A 19,076-nucleotide genomic window follows, 5' to 3' on the forward strand; every position below is an offset into this window, starting at 1 on the left:
ATTGCTACGCTCGTGGGCATGACTGATCGACGGCTCCTGCTCGTGCACGCCCATCCGGACGACGAGTCGATCGGCACCGGCGCGACCATGGCCAAGTACGTCGCGGAAGGCGCCCATGTCACGCTGGTGACCTGCACGCTCGGCGAGGAGGGGGAGATCATCCCCGGCGACCTCGCGCACCTGGCGGCCGATAGGGGCGACGCGCTGGGCCCGTACCGGATCGGCGAGCTGGCGGCGGCCTGCCAGGCGCTGGGCGTCGAGGACCACCGCTTCCTCGGCGAGCCGGGCCGCTGGCGCGACTCCGGCATGATGGGCGTGGCCTCCAACGACCACCCGCGCGCGTTCTGGGGCGCCGACCTCGACGAGGCGGCGGGGGAGCTGGTCAAGGTCATCCGTGAGGTACGCCCGCAGGTCCTGGTCACCTACGACGCCAACGGCTTCTACGGCCACCCCGACCACATCCAGGCGCATCGGGTTTCGCGCAGGGCGTTCGAGCTGGCGGCGAAGCCGGACTTCGGCGAGGGCGAGCCCTGGCAGATCGCGAAGTTCTACCACACGGCCGTCGCCAGGTCCGTCATGCGGCGCGCGGCCGAGGCGCTGCGCGAGGCGAACGTCGACTTCCTGACGGAGAACGTCGACGACATGCCGTTCGGCAGCCCCGACGAGGACATCACCACCGAGATCGACGCCCGCCCCTGGATCGGCAACAAGCTGGAGGCGCTGCGCGCGCACGCCACCCAGATCAGCGTCCAGGCCCCCTGGTACGCGCTGTCGAACAACATCGGCCAGGAGGTGCTGGCCGTCGAGCACTACACGCTGGCCATCGGCGTCCCCGGCCCCGCGGTGCCCGGGCCGCCGGTCGACGCGGGAGGCCTCGGTGAGCCGCACAACCGCGAGAACGATCTCTTCGCGGGCATCCACTAACCTCATTCGACATGGAACATCGCAGCCAGGCCGAGTCGGCGCTGGGCGGGGCGGCGTACGGCATGCTGTTCGTGCTCGGGGTCGTCATGGCCGTCGTGGGCGGCTTCACGCATCCCACGTGGCAGGTCGGTGTGATCCCGGCGTCGGCGATCGTCTGGGTGCTGGCGCTGTTCGGGGTGTGCCTGGGGGCGGGCAAGCTGATGCGCGCCAGGCTCGGGGCCATGGCGACGGCGCTCGGCTGGCTGCTGGTGACCATGCCGTTCACGCTGGAGCTGGGGATGGGGGACCTGGTGATCGCGTCCGGTCCGCCCGGTTACGTCTACCTGTACGGGGGATTGCTAGGCCTCGTCGTGGCCTATCTGCTTTCGCCCACGTCGGGAGGGGGATCATGGCTCTTGCGGGGGTACCCCTCCGAAAAAACAGACGTAGAGGCATAAAGTAGCTAGGTGCATTCCATCGAGCGGCACGTGGACCCGGGATCGTACCGCAAGGTCGTCGGCCGCTTCGCCACCGGAGTCGCGATCGTGACGACCAGGCTGGGCGACGACGATCACGCGATGACGATCAACTCCTTCACCTCCGTCTCCCTCGACCCCCTGCTCGTGCTGTTCTGCGCCGAGAAGGTGGCGCGCTTCCACGACGCCGTGATGGAGGCCGGGTTGTGGGGCGTGTCGGTGCTGCCGGCCTCCATGGAGGACGCCTCGCGCTTCTTCGCCCACCGGGGCAGGCCGCTGAACGGGCAGATCTCCAGGTGGCCCCACCACCGGGGGGAGTCGGGGGTGGCGCTGTTCGACGGGGCCATCGCCACGGTGGAGTGCGCGACCACGGCGGTGCACGACGGCGGCGACCACTCGATCGTGGTGGGCGCGGTGACGGCGCTGGGCACGCCGTCGGACGGGGCGCCGCTGCTCTACCACGAGGGCCGCTACAAGTCCCTGTGAACGAGCCGGGCCAGGCACACGGTGCCTGGCCCGAGCAAGGTGTCCGCGGCCCTACTGGGCGGCGGGAGCGCTGACCGACTCCGACGGCGAGGTCGTCGCGGTGTCAGTGGGCACGCTGGTGTCGGTCGGGGCGCCGGTGTCGGTCGGCGTCGGGCTGTCCGTGGGCAGCTCGGCCGGCGGCTCCGACGGCGGCGGGCAGGTCGGGATCCCCGTGGGGCTGATCGTGGGACTGACCGTGGGGGACACGGTGTCCGTCGGGGATTCCGTGGGTGGGGTCACAGTGGGGGTTTCGGTCGGTGTCGAGGTCGGGGTTTCGGTAACGGTCGGTGTCGGCGTCGGGGTGTCCGTGACGGTGGGCGTCACCGTCGCCGTCGGGGGGACGGGGACGGTCGGCTCCTCCGAGGGCGGAAGGGTGTCCGTCGGCTCGACGTACGGCTGACAGGTGAACGTCTCCGTGACCGTCGGGCCGGGCTCGGTGACGGTGACCGTGGGACCTGGTTCGGTCACCGTGACCGTCTCGCGGACGGTGACGGTCGGCAGGGGCGCCATGCTGACGCCGGCCTGCCCTCGCTTCTTGTACGTGCCCCGGCCCAGCCGGGTGGTGGCGCTTCCGTCGCCTCCGACGACCGTGAGGTCCACGCTCGCGGTCTTACACGCTCTCCTCTTGCACACTCGCTGTTCGACGTTGAAGAGCGCCGCCCCTTCATAGGTGATCGAGACGTTCAGGTAGGAAACGCCTCTTCTCTTGACCACCCGCGTCTCGGCGGTGTACTCCCCGTCGGTAGGGGTGGGTGACGCCGTCGGGCTCGTGGTCTCGGTCGGGGTCGGCGACGTCGTGGGGGGCGGCGACGTCGATGGGTCGCCGGCTAACGCCACCTGCGCGTTGAGAGGAGTGTCGGTGAATCGTAGGGAATCGGCCGCTGACGTCTGGGTGATCGCGACTCCGCCGGCTCCTGCCAGTGCGACGGTGCCGAGCAGCGCGCCCAGGGTGGAGAATCTCATAATCCTGCTCTTGTGGGAGATTTCAGGACGGGGATCATTATTCCGACTTGTCAAGATTGGTCAAGACTCAGACGCATGAACAGGCGCTTCCGGTTCCGGCGCGCGGTGAACTACGTGAATCTCTCCACACCGCTCGGCCTGCTGATCGCGATCGTGGGCGGCGCGTCCAGGCAGCCCGGCCCTGACGGGCTCGTCCTGGCCTTCGGCTACCGCTACCGCTTCCCTGTCGCGGGGGCGTTCACGGTCGGGAACGTGGTCCTGACCAGGAGAGATGCGCTGGACGAGCGGCTCATCCTGCACGAGGGACGGCACGCCACGCAGTGGGCCTGGTGCCTCGGGCTGCCGATGTTGCCGCTCTACCTGCTGGCCATGCTCGCCTCGGTGGTCGTCTGCGGTCACCAGGCTTCGTACAACGTTTTCGAGCGCCTGGCCGGTTTGGACGACGGCGGATATCCGCACAAGCACCTGTGGTGGCGGCGAATCAGGGGCTCCTGATTGACACGCTCTGTAAAGGGCGCCACCCCTCCGCGAGGAGCGGCGCCCGGCGTCAGGGAGTCAGTTTCAGCGTGTGAACTGCGGCTTTCTTCACCGATTCCGGCTTGGACCACATCGGCAGCAGGTCGCCCCGCGCCCACGCCTCGGCCTGATCCCAGTAGTTGGCGTGGAAGGCGTGCCCGGAGGCTCCCGTCAGGTTGATCCACCGGGACTTGTCCAGGTCCGACAGGTCGACGACCATCCGCATCGACGGCACGGCGGTGATCGTGTAGCCGCTCTGAACGTTCCAACCCGTGGCGTTCACCGCGTCCTTGCCCCCGCCCACCGGCAGCGGCCCGCGGTTGAACAGGGCCTCCACCGGCGCGATGCCCGAGGTGCCGAGCGACCCGTTGACCAGTTCGAGCTGGTGCAGGTCGCCCCAGCGCCACGCCTTGACGTCCGTCCCGAGCCGGTCGGCGAGCTCCTGGTGCGCCGAGGCCAGGGCCTGGCGGAGGATGTCGTCGCGGGTCTCGGTGAGGTTCTTGGTGGTGGTGTCGTCCCAGAACGGGTCCTCCGGGGCCTCCAGCAGCCGCCTGACGACCTCGTACCAGCGGTCCCCTCCCGTGGGGCGGGCCGACTCCGGCAGGTCGTCGTCGAACGTCAGCGTGAGCACGTGGCGCCAGACGGCGTTGAAGTACGCGGCGGCGGCCGAGCCCGTGCCCTGCTCGCCGTCCCACGTCTTGAGCAGGTCCCGCGCCTGGACCGACGGGCCCGCCAGGTCCACCCGCATCAGGGCGGGGACGAGCGTATCGGCGAAGCCGTTGTGGGTGTCCTGCTGGATCTCGGACATGGTGGCCGCGTCGATCGGGCCCTTCTTGAGGGCCTCCTTGATCAGGGTGCGGATGCGTTCCGAGCGGTAGCCGTACGACCAGTCCTTGGCGAGCAGCGGCTTGTACCGCTCGGGATCGATGACGGCGTTGTTGGCGGTGACGATGAAGCCGTCCGCCGGGTCCTCGACCGAGGGGAGCTGGTCGTAGGGGATGGGGGCGGGGTTCCAGTCGTACACGCCGCTCCAGCCGGGGACCGGCCAGGTGCCGTCGCCGGTCTGGCGCACGGGGATGCGGCCGGGGGTCTGGTAGCCGATCTTGCCGGAGGTGTCGGCGTAGATGAGGTTCTGCGAGGGGACGTCGAACAGGGACGCGGCCGCCTTGAACTCCTGCCAGTCGCCGGCCCTGTTCAGCGCGAAGATCGCGTCGGCCGTCCTGCCGGGCGTCAGCGCCGTCCACTGCAGGGCCACCGCGTTGGCCTCCCCGCTCGGCCGGGCGGTGGGGATGACCTCGTTGATCAGCGGGCCGTGCCGGGTGCTTCTGACGGTGAGCGTGACCGTCTTGCCCCCGGCCACCTTGATCTTCTCCTCCCGGGTCTCGAGCGGCAGCCGCGAGCCCTCGTACAGGTACGTGTCGCCGTCCACCTGCTCCAGGAAGAGGTCGGCCACGTCGGCGCCCAGGTTCGTGAAGCCCCAGGCGATCTTGTCGGTGTGCCCGATGATCACGCCGGGCACGCCCGAGAACGTGAACCCGGTCACGTCGTACGGGCACGCCTCCGTGATCTTCCGGCAGTGCAGCCCGGCCTGGTACCAGACGGACGGCAGTTGCGCCGACAGGTGCGGGTCGTTGGCCAGCAGCGGCTTGCCGCCGGCGGTGTACTCGCCGGAGATCACCCACGAGTTCGAGCCGAGGCCGGACCGGTCGGCGGCGCCCATGGTGCTCGGCACGTCCTCCAGCATGCGGGCCGCGCCCGCCAGCGCCCGGTTGCCGCGCAGCCGCGGCTCGGCCTGCTGGTCGAAGCGGCGCTGGAGGAGGGCGCCCTCGTTGACGATCGGGAGGTGCCGGTCGTAGGGGTAGCCGGGGTAGAGCTGCTCGACCCGCTCCCTGGGCAGCTTGGTCAGCGCCAGGGCGCGGTCGATCTCGTCCTCGACGTTGGAGCGCAGGTCCCACGCCATCGCCTTCAGCCAGGCCACGGAGTCGACCGGCGTCCACTTCTCCGGCGTGCCGCCGCCGCCCTGGAGCTTCAGGATGGAGTACTCGAGGCTGCGGTCGGAGGCGTTCGGGTTGGCGCTGAGCCAGGCGTTGACCCCGTTGGCGTATGCGTCGAGGTAGCCCTGCGTCTCCTGGGCCAGCTCCGGCACCTCCTGCTCGGCCACCCTGCGCCAGCCCATGGTGCGCAGGGCCTTGTCGTTGTCGAGGGTGGAGGCGCCGAAGAGCTCCGAGAGGCGCCCGGCGGTCATGTGGCGGCGGAAGTCCATCTCGAAGAAGCGGTCCTGGGCGTGGACGAAGCCCTGGGCCATGAACAGGTCCGCGGCGCTATCGGCATAAATGTGGGGGATCCCCGACTTATCCCGATAAATCTCTACGTTCCCGGTCAGGCCCGGGAGCCGGAGCGACCCGTCCACCTGCGGGAACGACTTCCGCACCGTGTAGACGACGACCCCTGCCAGCACCAGAACCAGCGCGAGAAGAACGGTCAACACCCGAGCGGACCACCGCAATGGCCGCGGCATCCACGCAAAGGGTCTCACCGCCACCTCCTTCATGCCGAACTGGCATCAAGTCTGGCAGTTCTTGATCACTCCTCCGGACGCTTCAGACCATCCACGTCTGCCCCTCCGAGGTGTCGGAGACGCGCACACCGAGCTCGGCCAGCTCATCGCGCAGGCGATCGGAGCCGGCCCAGTCCTTCGACTCGCGTGCCCGCTCCCGCGCCTCCAGCAGCTCGGCGGCGCCGGGCGGCAGCACCCTGGGCTTGCCGATGTCGATGGACAGATCGAGCCCCAGCACCTGGTCCAGATGCAGGAACGTCTCGAGCTTCGCCCCCGGCGCCACCGACTCGTCCCGCTCCAGCTCCCGCAGGACCCGCAGCGCCGCCGGAGTGTCGAGGTCGTCGTCGAAGGCCGCCTCCGCCCGCTCGACGTGCGCCTGCGACAGGGGCGCGCTGACCGACTCGGCCCACACGGCCACCCGCGAGCGCCACCTGCGCACCGTGCGGTCGGCGGCCTTCAGCGTGTCCCACGTGAGGTTCATCTGCTGGCGGTAGCGGTGCTCCAGGAACGCCATGCGTACGGCCAGTGGGTCGAGCCCGGCCGCCACCACGTCCGCAAGCAGCACCACGTTCCCCGTGGACTTGGCCATCTTCTGCCCGTCGAAGAGCAGGTGCTCGCCGTGCACCCAGTGATCCACCACCTCGTGGCCGGTCGCCGAGTTCGACTGCGCCCGCTCGTCCTCGTGGTGCGGGAAGCGCAGGTCGATCCCGGCGGTGTGGATCTCGAAGCGCGGCCCGAGAAAGCGCAGCGACATGGCCGAGCACTCCACGTGCCAGCCGGGGAAGCCCCGCCCCCACGGCGTCTCCCAGGTCAGCTCGCCCTCGCCGGGCTTCCACAGGGCCCAGTCGGCGTGGAAACGCTTGCGCGGATCGACGGTCTCGATGCGGTGGGCGGGCTTGAGCGCGTCGAGCCGGTTGCCGGAGATCTCCCCGTAGGAGGGGAACGTCCGTACGTCGAAGAACACCGACCCGTCGGGCACGGCGTAGGCGTGCCCCTGCTCGATCAGCTTGGCGATCAGCTCGACCATTAGGTCGACGGTCTCGCTGGCCCTCGGCATGTGCTCGGGCGGCCGGAGGTTCAGCGCGGCCGTGTCGGCCTTGAACGCCTCCTCGTAGTGGCGCGCCAGCTCCAGCGGCGAGCGGCTCTCGGCCCGCGCCTGCGCCAGGACCTTGTCCTCGCCCTCGTCGGCGGCGTCGTCGACGAGATGGCCGACGTCGGTGATGTTCTGACAGGCCACGACCCGCACCCGCCGCCGCTCCAGGACCCGCCTGATCAGGTCGGACAGCAGGTACGTACGCAGGTTGCCCACGTGCGCGTGGCGATAGACCGTGGGCCCGCACGTGTACATCCGCACCGCGCGCCCGGCGGCGATCTCCTCGACCTGCCTGGCGCGCGTGTCGTAGATCCGCAACATCTCCCGAGCTTAGCCCGGCGTCATCCGCCCAGGAAACCGAGGATGTCCCTGTCGCCGCGCTCGCGCAGCCTGGCCAGGATCTCCTCGCGGGTGGCCGTGTCGGACAGCCCGATCCTGGCCCCGATCAGCCGCAGGCCCTCCATCTCCGAGCTGACGGGCGCGGTGTAGCCGAACAGGTAGAGCGCCCGGTTGATGGGCGGCATGTTGACGGGCGCGGCCGGCAGGTAGCGGGTCAGCAGCTCGCCGCCGTCGGACACGGTCAGGAAGACGTGGTCGCCCTCCTGCGCCTTGTACTCCGACAGCACGTTGCGGATCGAGCCCATCGTGGGCTGGTTGTGCCAGCTGATCACCACGTCGCCGGACGGCGCGGAGGCCGTGAGCTGCCCGCCCGGCGCCATCCCCAGGTACGCCGCGAACCCCGTCGGCAGCGGCGACCCGGACCCGCGCAGGTGCTCGGCGTTGACGTCCACGCGGTGCCACCAGCGGCCGTCGCGGGAGCGGAAGCTGCGGCGCGTCTCCGAGACGTCCTTGCGCGGCTGGTACGGCTCCGCCTCGCCGCCGGGAGCGGTGCCCGCCACCCTGATCCAGCCCCGCTGCGTGCGCTCGAACCCGGGCCCGCCCGAGTACGCGCGCACCGAGCTCTCGCTCACGTCGTAGCGGGAGGTCAGGTTCGCCACGATGGTGCTCACCGAGGCCTCGCCGCCGGCCCGCTCGATCTCCCTGGCGATCATCTCCCTGATCCCCAGGTACTCGTCGCCGCCCCACCTGGTCAGCCCGTACTTGTTGCGGTCGACCCGGCGGAAGCGCTCGTCGGCGGTGAGCTGGTTGCGGATGCCGACCAGGCTGTAGTCCTCGCCGATGCGCTCCTGGATCTCCTCGGGCGACAGCGGCGAGCCCGCCACCGCCAGCACCGCCTCGGCCTTCTCGTTGATGCTGCGCGGCCACGGCACCACGTGCTGGCCCAGCACCCGTAGCTGCGGCACGGCCAGGATCCACCGCTCGGCGACGTCCTCGCGCACGCCGAGCTGGGAGACCATGGACACGGCCTCGCCGAGCGGGTGCGGCCCGTCGGCGAAGAGCTGGCGCGTCTTCTCCCTCAGCTCGTCGGCCCCGCCGGCCACGAGCCAGCCGTCGGCCTGCTCGTAGCCGGTCAGCAGCGTGCGCACGAACCGCCACGCCGGGATCCCCAGCGTGCGCAGCTCGGTGCGGTGCCACGGCACGGTGGCCTGCAGGTCGTCGGCCGGCGCCGCGGAGCCCAGCCGGCCGCGCAGCCAGGCCACGTGCGCGACCAGGGCGGCGGCCTCCGGCCTGCTCAGCCAGGCCTCCACGTGGTCGCGCAGGTCGCGCTCGATCTGCCTGATCCGCTCCCGCGTCACCGAGAACCGCTGCGCCAGCTCGTCCAGCGTGGCCCGCTGCGTGGCGTACAGCCGGTCGCGGGCGATGGCCCGCTGCCGGTCGTCCAGCGCGCCGAACAGCTCGTCGATCAGCTCGGGCAGCGGCCTGTCCGGCCTGGACGGCCCGGGCACCGGCTCGGGAGCGGGCTCGAGCAGCCGCTCGAACACGCCGCTGAACAGCTTCTGCACCACGTCCTTGCCCAGCGTCTCCGGCGACCGCTCGGCCTCGGCGGGGTCGGAGAAGCGCAGCAGCGGCAGGATGTCGCCGAGCATGAGGTGCCCCCAGCAGGCCACGGCCAGGTCGGCCAGGTGGCCCGCGACGGTCTGCGTGCCGACGATGGCGCACGCGCGGTCGAGGGGGATCGCCTGCCACCAGGCCTCGGGCAGCTGGGGCTCCTCCACGATCGGCGCTATCTGACCAGGGGAGGTCCAGCGCAGGGGTGGCGCGAGGTCGCTCAGGCTGAGGTTCATTGAGGTCCAACCGGCAAAGGGAAGATATCCGCAGTTCAGACTATGTGATCAGAGGGGTAAAAACGGGCTGCCTCTTCCGGAATGGGAGATATAGAGCATCGAGCGCGCCCGGGTGCAGGCGACGAACAGTATGCTCCGTTCGCGTTGCAGGGCACGAGCCCGCGCGTAAGGCTCGTCCGGTGGCGGCCCGGGCACCACGCCCTCCGCCACCCCGATGAGCGCCACCCGCTCGAACTCGAGCCCCTTCAGCTGCTGGAAGGTCGACGCCCGCACGTCCAGGCCGGTCAGCGCGCGCTTGGCGGCGCGGACGAACCGCTGGTCGCGGGCCGCGACGGCGATCTCGCCGGCGGGCACGCCGTCCGCCAGCCACGCGTCGATCGTGCCGCGCAGCCCGGCCAGCTCCGCCTCAGGCGAGTCGTACGCCCTGACGACCGGCCGCTCACCGTGCCGGCTCGCGCTGAAGGCCGACAGGTCGGTCACGCCCTTGACCAGGCCGGGCGAGGGGCTGCCGCCGCGCAGGCGTACGGCGAAGGAGAGCAGCTCCTGGGTCAGCCGGTGGGAGCGGTCGAGCGAGTGCTGGACGGCGGGGATGCCCACCGCGCCGAGCGCCACCTTCGTGTCGGTGACGCGCTGGTGCGGGTCGCCGACGATGAACAGGTCGTCCCGCGCCCGCGGCACGGCCGCCCTCAGCAGCCGCCACTGCGCCGGGCTGATGTCCTGTGCCTCGTCCACAACCATGTGACGGTACGGCTTGCGCCCCGGATCCACATCGTCGAGCAGATCACCTGTCGAGATCGACAGCAACCTGAGCGCGTCCTCCGTCAGCTGGGCCAGCGAGCGCGCCCCGGGGCCCACCAGCGCCGGACGGCGGCCCTCCGCGCCGGCCACGATGCGGACGGCCAGGCGTTCGGCGTTGTCCACCTCGACCCGCTTGCGCACCACCTCGTCCTCGATCAGCAGGTCCAGCTTCGCCGACAGCTCGTCGGCCAGGCTCTGCGAGAACGTCACCAGCAGCACAGGGCCCGCCCCCCGCGCCGCCAGATGGGCCGCCCGGTGCAGCGCGACCACAGTCTTGCCGGTGCCCGCGCCACCCACGACCAGCACCGGGTGCTCGAACCTGGCCGCCCTCGCCAGCCGGTGCTGCGGCGGGTACAGGAACGTGCACCAGCCCGGCGCCTCCAGCACCCGGTCCAGCGCGACCTTGTCGGAGACGAACGCCGCCCGGTCCGGGCTGCGCCGCAGCGCCGCGTACAGGTCCTCGGGGTCGATCGGGCCCGGCTCCTGCTCGGTGGCGCGCCAGGCGTTCAGCTCCCGCCAGGCCTCCGACAGCGAGCCGCCCCTGGCCAGCACCGCCAGCGGGACGTACTGGGTGGGCGGCAGGAACGGCTCCAGCGCGGCCACGTCGGCCTCGGTGGTGATCAGGCGGAACAGCGGCAGCGCCTCGAGGTCCAGGCCCAGCCCGAGCAGATCGCCGTCGCAGATCGGCGCGAACAGCCGGGAGGACCTGGCAGACCTGCGTAACGCGGGCTCCACCCGCTCCAGCGCCTCGGCGTCCCACTCCTCCACGACGCCGATCGCCGGGTTGACGCCGTAGCGGTGGCGGCGGGCGTACGACCAGGCGTCGGGATCGGGCAGCAGCGTACGCAGCCAGTACACGTCCCGCTGCCGCACCACCACCCCGCGATGGCCCTCGGTCAGCCGCAGGGTCGCCACCCGCGGGTCCCTGGCGCCCCTGACCCTCTCCGGGTGCGGGGCGCCCGACACGTTCAGCAGGAACCGGCGCAGCGCGACCACGGCGTCCCTGCGCACCGGCTGGGCCAGTGCGCTGAGCTCCCTGGGAAACTCAGGGCCGATCGCGAGCCGCGGCACCCGGCTCAGTCCAGGAGCTCGAGCAGATCGCGATCCCCGCGTTCGCGGAGCCTGTTGAGCAGGTCGGGCAGGGCGACGGGCCCCGTCATGCCGATCCTGGTGGCGATCACCCTGGCGGCCTGGTCCCGGGTGCCTCCCGGGGCCGTGTACCCCACCAGGCGCAGCGCCTTGGTGATCTTCTCGGCCCCCTGGGCGGCGACCGGGAGGTGCCTGGCCCGCAGCACCCCCTCGTCCGACAGCGTCAGGAACAGGTGGCCGCCCTCCCGGGCGCCCACGTCCACCAGCAGCCGCTCGATGCTCTGGAGGCTCGGCTTGCCGTGCCAGACCATGGCCAGCTCGCCCGCGGCGCTCCTGACCGTCCTGCTCTCGCCCGGCGACAGCCCCAAGTACGAGGCGAACCCCGTCGGCAGCACGCACTCACCGCCCGCGAGCTGCTCGGCCGTGACGTCGATGCGCAGCCACCAGCGGCCGTCGGGCTGCCTGAAGCAGCGCTGCGTCTGGGAGACGTCCTTCAGCGGCTGGTACGGCTTGTCCTGCTCGCCGTTGGCCTCCTGCACCGGCTGGAGTGCCGGGGTGAACGCCTGGAACTGCGGCGGCCCCGGGGGCGGCGGCGTGATCCCGACCGGGCCGAACGCCGAAGGCACCAGCTCCACCGGAGGCGGCGGCTGCTGCTGGTACGGCTTGCGCTGCGGCAGTGGCGGCGGCGGGAGCTCCGGCTGCGATGGGAGCTCCGGTTGCGGCGGGGGAGGAGGTGGCGGCGGGGCCAGCGTGGCCAGCACGAACTGCCACGCGGGGACCTCCAGCGCCTGGATCTCCACCGTGTGCCAGTCGGCCGCGTCGATGAGCTGTTCCTTGGGGGCCGCCGGGCCCAGGGTCCTGGCCAGCTCGTCCAGGTGCGCCCGGTACGGGGCCGCCTCGTCGCTGGCCAGCCAGCGGTCCAGGCGGGCGCGCAGCTCGTCCTCGGTGGCGGAGATCTCGGCCGGGGGGACGGCGAACAGCTTGGCGAGCTGGTCCACGGCCGAGGGCTCGTCGGTGAAGACCCGGTTCTGGGCCACCGCCCAGCTCTTGTCGTCGAGCCCGGCGAACGCGGCCTCGATGAGCTCGGGCAGCGGACGCTCCCGCCCATCGGCCTCGTGCCCGGCGTCGTGTCCGGCCTCATGTTCGGCGTGGGGTGCGTGCTCGGCGCCGGGCTCCGGCTCGTGCGCCGCCTCGGCCTGGAGTGCTTCGGCCTGGAGCGCCTCGGCCTCCTGGATCGCCGGCTCGGGGGCGGGCTCGTCGGCGGCGTCCAGCACCGGTTCGGGCTCCGGCTCGCGGGCCTCGTCGGCCGCCGGCTCCGCGTCGGCGTCGAGGACCCGCTCGACCTCTTCCGGCGCCTCCTCGTCCAGCGTGGCGCTCTCGTGATGCGCAGCGGCCTCACGGGGCTCGCCGTAATCGGCGTCGAGGGCATCGCCGGCGTAGGCGCCCTCGGCGGCGCGTCCGGCGCCGGGCTCCCCCTCTACGGCGGGCGCGGCCTCTACGGCGGGCTCGGCGGCGGGCTCAGCCTCCGCGACGGGCTCGGCCTCCGCGACGGGCTGCCCCTCCACGGCGGGCGCGGCCTCTACGGCGGGCTCGGCGACGGGCTCGGCCTCGACGACATGCTCGTCGACGGGCTGGGCCTCGGCCGGGTAAGCCTCCTGCACCCGCTGCACGGGCTCCTCGGCAGCCTCCGGAGCGTCATCGCGCTCCTCGACGCCCTCAGCGGCGTGCTGCGCGGCGACCGGCTCGGAGACCTCCTCCTCGGCCGCCTCCTCTCGCTCCGGGGCCGCAGCGGGCGACTCAGCCTCGTCGGCGACGTACGCGTGCTCGGCGACGCCCCCCGGCTCGTGGGCGACGGGCTCGGACGCGACGGGCATGGGCGCGACGGGCACGGGCGCGACGGCCGCATGCCCGGCGGGTTCGGCGGGCTCGCCGGGCTCGGGCGCGGGCGGCGCCTGCTCCACGGGCTCGTGGGCGTCCGGCCCGTAGCCGGCCGGCGCGGGGGCGAAGGACTCCGCCGGACGGCCGGTGACGTGCTTGGGCGCGTCCTCGCCGTGCGGGTGCGCCAGACGTACCAGGACGGCGGAGAACAGCGTGTTCAGCACCGGCCGCGCCTGGATGAAGGGCTGGTCCACCAGCTCCCGGCTGGTCAGCGCGAGCAGCCCGGCCCACGACCCGGCGCGGTCGAGCGCGATCGCGACGGCGGGCTCGTCTGCCTCCTCCGGGTCCAGGACGTGCAGCGCCGGCAGGACGTCGCCCACCGCCGCCGCGGGCCAGTGCTCAAGGGCGATCTCCGTCAGCAGCTCGCCCAGGGACTCGGGGCCGATCGCCGCCAGCACGAGCGGCATGGGCAAACTGCGCCACCACGCATCCGGCAGGTCCGGCTGCCCGGTGAGTAGCGTGATCGTCGACGAGTCGCTCCACCTCAACGGTGGTACGAGGTCGCTCAGGCAGAAGTTCATCCCGTTCCGTTCACCAGCCCCTCACGCCGCCGCAGCGGTGCAGCCATAATCTCGCCGCCCACGGAACAGACCATAGTCCGGCAAATCAGCCCTACGCATCATGCTCGACGCATCAACGCCGAACAGCGGCAAAGCGTAGACGCACGTAGTCGGCCATCCAGCCACTCTCCCTGCGAAGCGCGGGCGCGGCCAGCTCGTTCACGCGCCGGAGCAGGGGCTCCACGATCTCGGGGGGAAGCCCTTCGAGCACCGAGGCGGCGAACATGCGCACCCAGTCGGCGGCCCCGCCGGGGCACTCGTCCAGGGGAGTCGGCCGGTCGAAGTATTCGAGCAACCTGACCACGAACCCCTCCTGCTCGAGGCGGCGGGCGTACTCGGCAGGCGTGGGAAAGTACCACGGCAGCTCGGGCTCGCGCAGGCCGTACTCGCGCCAGGCGGTCAGCATCGCGGTGGTCAGCTCGGCGCAGTTGCCGGCGCCGCCCATCTCGGCGACGAAGCGCCCGCCAGGCATGAGTGCCTCGCGGACGCTGGCGATCACGGCGCCGGGATCACGGCTCATCCAGTGCAGCGCGGCGTTGGAGAACACCGCGTCGTACGGATCCACGACCGTGAAGTCGTGCCCGTCGCCGATGATGAAGTCCATGCCCGGATACTGGGCGAGCGCCTTCTCGATCATCGCCGCGGAGCCGTCGATCCCGAGGACCTCGGCGCCCCTGAACGCGATCTGCGCGGTCAGCACCCCGGTGCCGCAACCGAGGTCGAGCACGCGCTCGCCGGGCCGCGGGTCCAGCAGGTCGACCAGTGGCGCGCCCTGCGTGGAGACGTAGCCGAAGCTGCTGTCGTAGGCGCGACTGTTCCACCGCTCCAAGCTCGGTGTGTCGTATCGCAAGACGATCAGCTCACATTCGATCAGACATCGGGCCCCCGTGGCCGTGCTGTCTGTTCACTTTAGAGCCTGATCGTCCCTGCGACATATCAAGTCACTTCGGACTCATCCCACGCTCTTTGCCCATTCCCTCTTCAGGTACGCCTTCGCGGCGTCGGCCTGCGGAATCGTCATGAGCACGGGAGGGCCGGGGGGCTTGGGCAGTTTCGCGGCCTGCTCGGTGTCGAGCGTGCCCTTCATGAGCATCGCCTCGCCGCGCGCCGGCCGGGCGAAGCCCTTCTGCAGCAGGTTCTGGCCCTCGTCGGAGAACAGGAACTCCTGCCACAGCCGGGCCGCCGCCGGGTGCGGGGCCGCCTTGTTGATGGCCTGCACGTGGTAGCCGCCGAGGGCGGAGTCGCGCGGGATCGTGACCTTCCAGGCGTCGGGGTGGCTGGCGCCGCGGGCGGCGTTCAGGTGGTCCCAGGCGACGATCACGTTGGCCTTGGCCGGCTCGGTGAGCCGCCCCTCCTGCTTGAGCTTGGCGAACAGCGCCACGCCCTGCTCGGGCCGCGGCACCCCGGCGCGCAGCGAGGCCGCCATGACGCCGTCGAACGCCGCCGCCGCGCGCAGGGGGTCGCCGTCGAGCGCGACCCGGTGGCCGGGCTTGAGCAGGTCGGCGAAGGTGGCCGGCGGCTTGACCGCGCGCGGGTCGTACCCGATGGACATGTAGCCGCCGTAGGCGGCGTACCAGGCGCCGGACGGGTCCTTGACGTGGTCGGGCAGGTCCTGCCAGCCCTGCACCTTGTACGGGGCGAAGTGGTCGGCGCCCGAGACGGCCACGTCCATGGTCAGGTCGAAGACGTCGGGCTTGAGCTTGGAGGCGATCTCCAGTTGCCGCGCGCTGCTCGCCCCCGGTTCGAGCTGGTTGACCTTGATGTCGTACTTGTCGGCGAAGGTGTCGATGATCTCGCCGTAGTTGACCCAGTCGCGGGGCAGGGCGATCACGTTCAGCTCGCCCTCGCGCCTGGCGGTCTCGGCCAGGCGCTCCATGGTGCCGAAGCCCGCCTTCAGCGAGCCGGCCTGGGCGTTGACCGGCGGCAGGTTCTTGCTCTCCGTGGTGGTGGAGTCGGTGGACGACGCGCCGCATCCGGCGCTGGCGAGGATGGCTGCTGCGGCGGCGCAGGTACGTACAGTCACACAACGAATACTTACTGTTGCATTCGCCCAGGTCGAGGAGGCGCGGCCGGAACGACTCTGGCGGCCACCAGGCTCTCCTCGGGGATCGTCACCACCGTGCCGTCCTTTTTGCGAACTTCGAGCACCCCGTCCGCCCACGACACGAGGATTCCCACGGCATCGCGAAACCCGCCGGGAACCCGTCTCCGGGTGGTGATCCGTGCTCCTATGTCCTGACTTGTGATGGCGATCACGAGGCGTGCGACCACGAGTTTGCCACCCTCCGTTTCGGCCAGCTGGCAAGCACGGCAATACTAGGGCGTAGCAAACCGCGGTCAGAGTCATGCCATGGTGCTGGAGAAGAAGGAGCTCGAGGTGACCTACGTCATCGCGCAGCCTTGCGTGGACGTCCTGGACAAGGCGTGCATCGAGGAGTGCCCCGTCGATTGCATCTACGAGGGCGAGCGCATGCTTTACATCCACCCCGACGAGTGCGTGGACTGCGGCGCGTGCGAGCCTGTGTGCCCCGTCGAGGCGATCTTCTACGAGGACGACCTTCCCGAGCAGTGGAAGGACTTCTACAAGGCGAACGTGGACTTCTTCGAAGACCTCGGCTCGCCCGGGGGGGCCTCCAAGGTCGGCAAGATCGACAAGGACCATCCGGTCGTGGCGGCCCTGCCGCCGCAGGGCGAGGACCACTAAGAGTCCCGTCAACGCCGTGCACGGGGGCATCCGGCGGAAGTGGATGCGCCCCGTTCGCGCGGCGTGCGCGCCTGACGTACGGCAACGCGACACCCTGGAGAATCGTGAACAAGCTGCCTGACTTCCCCTGGGACCGGCTGGAGCCGTACAAGGAGCGCGCGCTGGCACATCCCGACGGCATCGTCGATCTGTCGATCGGCACGCCCGTCGACCCCGTGCCCCGGCTCGTCCAGGACGCGCTCGCGCAGGCGGCCGACAGCCCCGGCTACCCCTTCACCCACGGCACCAAGGCGCTGCGTGAGGCCGCCGCCGGGTGGCTGGGCCGCAGGCACGGCGTCACGGTCGACCAGCAGGACGTGCTGCCGCTGATCGGCTCCAAGGAGTTCGTCGCCTGGCTGCCCACGTACCTGGGCGCCAAGCGGGTGGTCTTCCCCGAGCTGGCCTACCCCACCTACGACGTGGGCGCGCGCCTGGCGGGGGCGGTCGGCACGGCCTCCGACAGCACGCTCGCGCTCGGCCCCGAGCCGGTGGACCTCATCTGGGTCAACTCGCCCGGCAACCCCACGGGCCGGGTGCTGCCCGCCGAGCACCTGCGCAAGGTCGTGGCCTGGGCCCGCGAGCGCGGCGCCGTCGTCGCCTCCGACGAGTGCTACATCGAGCTCGGCTGGGAGGAGCGCCCGGTCTCGATCCTGCACCCCGACGTCTGCGGCGGCTCCCACGAGGGGCTGCTCGCCGTCCACTCGCTCTCCAAGCGCTCCAACCTGGCCGGCTACCGCGCCGGGTTCGTGACCGGCGACCCCGCCCTGGTCAAGCGGCTGCTGGAGACGCGCAAGCACGCGGGCATGCTGATGCCCCAGCCCGTACAGGCGGCCATGACGGTCGCGCTCTCCGACGACGAGCACGCCGACCGGCAGCGCGAGCTGTACGCCGCCCGCCGCGCCGTGCTGCGCCCCGCGCTGGAGAAGGCCGGGTGGAGCATCGACCACTCGACGGCGGGCCTGTACTTCTGGGCGTCGAACGGGCAGAGCGCCTGGGATCAGGTAGGCAAGCTTTCCGAAATCGGGATTTTGGTCGCACCGGGTGAGTTCTACGGATCGGCAGGTGGGCGGCACATCCGCATCGCCGTCACCGCCACCGACGAACGGATCGGTGCGGCGGTGCGCCGCCTCCAGTAGGATCGCCCGTCATAGCGAGCCGGACCCGCCGGCTCGTCCCGCATACATTGAATAAGGGCTAACGCCGAGGCAGACCGCGAGTGGAGCGAGCTGATCGATGAGCATGACCTCCATGGTCGTACTCGGGCTGAGCATCGCCACCGTCCTGCTGCTGCTCGGGGCCTTCTGGGCCACGTTGCGGCAAGACAGGAAGGGCCGCCGTACGAGCGCGCCGCCTGCAGAGGTCGCCGCGATCGAGACCCCGCTGGCCGCGCCGGTGAGCGCCCCTGGCCATGTCGGCACCGACTACACCGACCCTCGCACGATCCGGATCGGTGACCGGATCGAAGTGCTCGGAGCTCCTGCCCGCGTGCTCGGCGCCATGCACATCTCCTGGCAGGGGCACCAGTGGACCGAGTTCCTGCTGCGTGACGCCTCGCGGCGCTTCCAGTGGCTCTCGGTCGAGGTGCGCGCGGGGGACCCGCCGCACCTGGAGGTGCAGCTCTGGAACGAGGTGCCCACCCAGGGCATGGTGCCGGCCAAGAGCATGATCATCATGGAGGGCGTGGAGTTCTTCCCGATGGACCGGGGCACGGCCGCCTTCCGCAGCGAGGGCGACACGGGCAACCCCGACCGGGGGCTGCTGGACTTCGCCGACTACCGGGCCTCCGACGGGCGGCTGCTGTCCTTCGAGCGCATCCAGGGCGGCTCCTGGACCGCGAGCTACGCCCAGCCGCTCCCGCCGGGCTCCATCTCCATCGTGCGCCGCGCCTCCTGACCCGGGCTACGCCAGCTCCACCCTGCGCGCGCCGGCCGAGCCGCTCTGCTGCCAGCCGTCGGTCTCGAAGTCGTTGACCCAGGTGGCGCCGTCGTAGTTCACCTTCCTGAGCGCGTACGTCTCGGCGTGGGCGACCGACCACGCGGCCACCAGCCACCCGCGCTTCCTCGTGGTGATCGCCGTGCTGCCCATCGCCCTGGCGAGCTGCTTGCGGGCCTCGGCCGTGCGCGGCCGCGGTGCGGGCGTCTTGTCCGAGGGGTACCAGCAGTGCACGGCCTTCGGCACCCGGCCGGTGAAGGCGGCGGCGAGGATCTTCGCCTCGGTCTCGTGCGGCGCGTACGCGTAGCCCCCCGCCGAGCGCTGCACGGCCTGCGCCGCCTCCGCCAGCGGGATCTTCCGGTAGTTCTTCACCTTGACCAGCGCGGCGAAGAACTTGTTCGTGGCGTAGACCGGGTCCATGAGCTGCTTCTTGCTGCCCCAGCCCTGCGACTCGCGCTGCTGGAAAACCCCGACCGAGTCGCGGTCGCCCCAGTCGAGGTTCTGGATCTTCGACTCCTGCATCGCCGTGGCGTAGGCGATGACCACGGCCCGCTCGGGCAGCCGGCGGCGCGCCGCGACGGCCGCGATGGTGGCGGCGATCTGCGCCTGCTCGGGCAGCAGGGAACGCACTCCGTCGGGGGTCGTCACGGAGCAGAACGCGTCCTGCGGCTCGGCGAGCTGAGGCACCCTCTTGAGCACCCAGTAGAGACCGGCGGAGACGCCCACGGCGAGCACGACGACGATGATCGCGATGGTGATGACTCCACGTGAGAAGCGCAGGCGCACCCTGAAAAACC

General features: G+C 71.2%; 16 protein-coding genes. 7 read left to right on the plus strand and 9 right to left on the minus strand.

All coding sequences use genetic code 11. The features are described from left to right. The first annotated feature begins 18 nt into the window (after positions 1–18). The 3 genes from mshB to AB0I79_RS25610 are packed head-to-tail and all read left to right on the plus strand — an operon-like array spanning position 19 to position 1,865. Positions 19–924: an N-acetyl-1-D-myo-inositol-2-amino-2-deoxy-alpha-D-glucopyranoside deacetylase gene (gene mshB, locus AB0I79_RS25600; RefSeq protein ID WP_357877129.1), complete on the plus strand. Its 906-nt coding sequence runs from the start codon at positions 19–21 to the stop codon at positions 922–924. Positions 925–935: 11 nt separating this feature from the next. Continuing rightward, positions 936–1,361 (plus strand): DUF6113 family protein, encoded by a 426-nt coding sequence (locus tag AB0I79_RS25605; RefSeq protein WP_357877132.1) that lies wholly within the window; start codon positions 936–938, stop codon positions 1,359–1,361. A gap of 9 nt (positions 1,362–1,370) precedes the next feature. After that, positions 1,371–1,865: a flavin reductase family protein gene (locus AB0I79_RS25610; protein WP_357877136.1), complete on the plus strand. Its 495-nt coding sequence runs from the start codon at positions 1,371–1,373 to the stop codon at positions 1,863–1,865. Positions 1,866–1,916: 51 nt separating this feature from the next. On the opposite strand, the gene AB0I79_RS25615 is transcribed toward AB0I79_RS25610, so the two are convergent. After that, positions 1,917–2,867, minus strand: coding sequence for a hypothetical protein (locus tag AB0I79_RS25615; protein WP_357877139.1), 951 nt, complete (start codon positions 2,865–2,867; stop codon positions 1,917–1,919). 75 nt (positions 2,868–2,942) lie between these two features. Between AB0I79_RS25615 and AB0I79_RS25620 the strand changes: the two genes are divergently transcribed. Continuing rightward, the gene (locus AB0I79_RS25620) at positions 2,943–3,362 is read left to right on the plus strand and encodes a hypothetical protein (RefSeq protein WP_357877142.1); all 420 of its coding nucleotides are present in this window, start codon (positions 2,943–2,945) and stop codon (positions 3,360–3,362) included. A 52-nt stretch (positions 3,363–3,414) separates the two neighbouring features. On the opposite strand, the gene AB0I79_RS25625 is transcribed toward AB0I79_RS25620, so the two are convergent. From AB0I79_RS25625 to AB0I79_RS25655, 7 genes are all read right to left on the minus strand, one after another. Beyond that, complete coding sequence (locus AB0I79_RS25625) at positions 3,415–5,901, minus strand: penicillin acylase family protein (RefSeq protein ID WP_357877439.1); 2,487 nt, start codon at positions 5,899–5,901, stop codon at positions 3,415–3,417. Positions 5,902–5,983: 82 nt separating this feature from the next. Further along, complete coding sequence (gene cysS / locus AB0I79_RS25630; protein WP_357877144.1) at positions 5,984–7,354, minus strand: cysteine--tRNA ligase; 1,371 nt, start codon at positions 7,352–7,354, stop codon at positions 5,984–5,986. 20 nt (positions 7,355–7,374) lie between these two features. Continuing rightward, positions 7,375–9,219 carry a sigma factor-like helix-turn-helix DNA-binding protein gene (locus AB0I79_RS25635; RefSeq protein ID WP_357877147.1) on the minus strand — a complete coding sequence of 615 codons (1,845 nt, stop codon included), beginning with the start codon at positions 9,217–9,219 and terminating at the stop codon, positions 7,375–7,377. A 48-nt stretch (positions 9,220–9,267) separates the two neighbouring features. After that, positions 9,268–11,088: a UvrD-helicase domain-containing protein gene (locus AB0I79_RS25640; RefSeq protein ID WP_357877150.1), complete on the minus strand. Its 1,821-nt coding sequence runs from the start codon at positions 11,086–11,088 to the stop codon at positions 9,268–9,270. 5 nt (positions 11,089–11,093) lie between these two features. Beyond that, positions 11,094–13,451, minus strand: a complete 2,358-nt coding sequence (locus AB0I79_RS25645) for a hypothetical protein (RefSeq protein ID WP_357877153.1) — start codon at positions 13,449–13,451, stop codon at positions 11,094–11,096. A 226-nt stretch (positions 13,452–13,677) separates the two neighbouring features. After that, positions 13,678–14,454: a methyltransferase domain-containing protein gene (locus AB0I79_RS25650; RefSeq protein WP_357877156.1), complete on the minus strand. Its 777-nt coding sequence runs from the start codon at positions 14,452–14,454 to the stop codon at positions 13,678–13,680. Positions 14,455–14,556: 102 nt separating this feature from the next. After that, complete coding sequence (locus AB0I79_RS25655; protein ID WP_357877159.1) at positions 14,557–15,627, minus strand: ABC transporter substrate-binding protein; 1,071 nt, start codon at positions 15,625–15,627, stop codon at positions 14,557–14,559. Positions 15,628–15,981: 354 nt separating this feature from the next. Here AB0I79_RS25655 and fdxA point away from each other — a divergent pair, with 354 nt between their 5' ends. From fdxA to AB0I79_RS25670, 3 genes are all read left to right on the plus strand, one after another. Continuing rightward, positions 15,982–16,308 carry a ferredoxin gene (fdxA, locus tag AB0I79_RS25660; protein ID WP_080047500.1) on the plus strand — a complete coding sequence of 109 codons (327 nt, stop codon included), beginning with the start codon at positions 15,982–15,984 and terminating at the stop codon, positions 16,306–16,308. Positions 16,309–16,412: 104 nt separating this feature from the next. Further along, positions 16,413–17,483: a succinyldiaminopimelate transaminase gene (dapC, locus tag AB0I79_RS25665; RefSeq protein WP_357877162.1), complete on the plus strand. Its 1,071-nt coding sequence runs from the start codon at positions 16,413–16,415 to the stop codon at positions 17,481–17,483. A 97-nt stretch (positions 17,484–17,580) separates the two neighbouring features. Further along, positions 17,581–18,240, plus strand: coding sequence for a DUF4178 domain-containing protein (locus tag AB0I79_RS25670; RefSeq protein WP_357877165.1), 660 nt, complete (start codon positions 17,581–17,583; stop codon positions 18,238–18,240). 6 nt (positions 18,241–18,246) lie between these two features. On the opposite strand, the gene AB0I79_RS25675 is transcribed toward AB0I79_RS25670, so the two are convergent. Continuing rightward, positions 18,247–19,065, minus strand: a complete 819-nt coding sequence (locus tag AB0I79_RS25675) for a hypothetical protein (protein WP_357877168.1) — start codon at positions 19,063–19,065, stop codon at positions 18,247–18,249. Between the last annotated feature and the right edge of the window lie 11 nt (positions 19,066–19,076).

It is taken from the genome of Nonomuraea sp. NPDC050202 (assembly GCF_040656115.1).
Lineage (GTDB): Bacteria > Actinomycetota > Actinomycetes > Streptosporangiales > Streptosporangiaceae > Nonomuraea.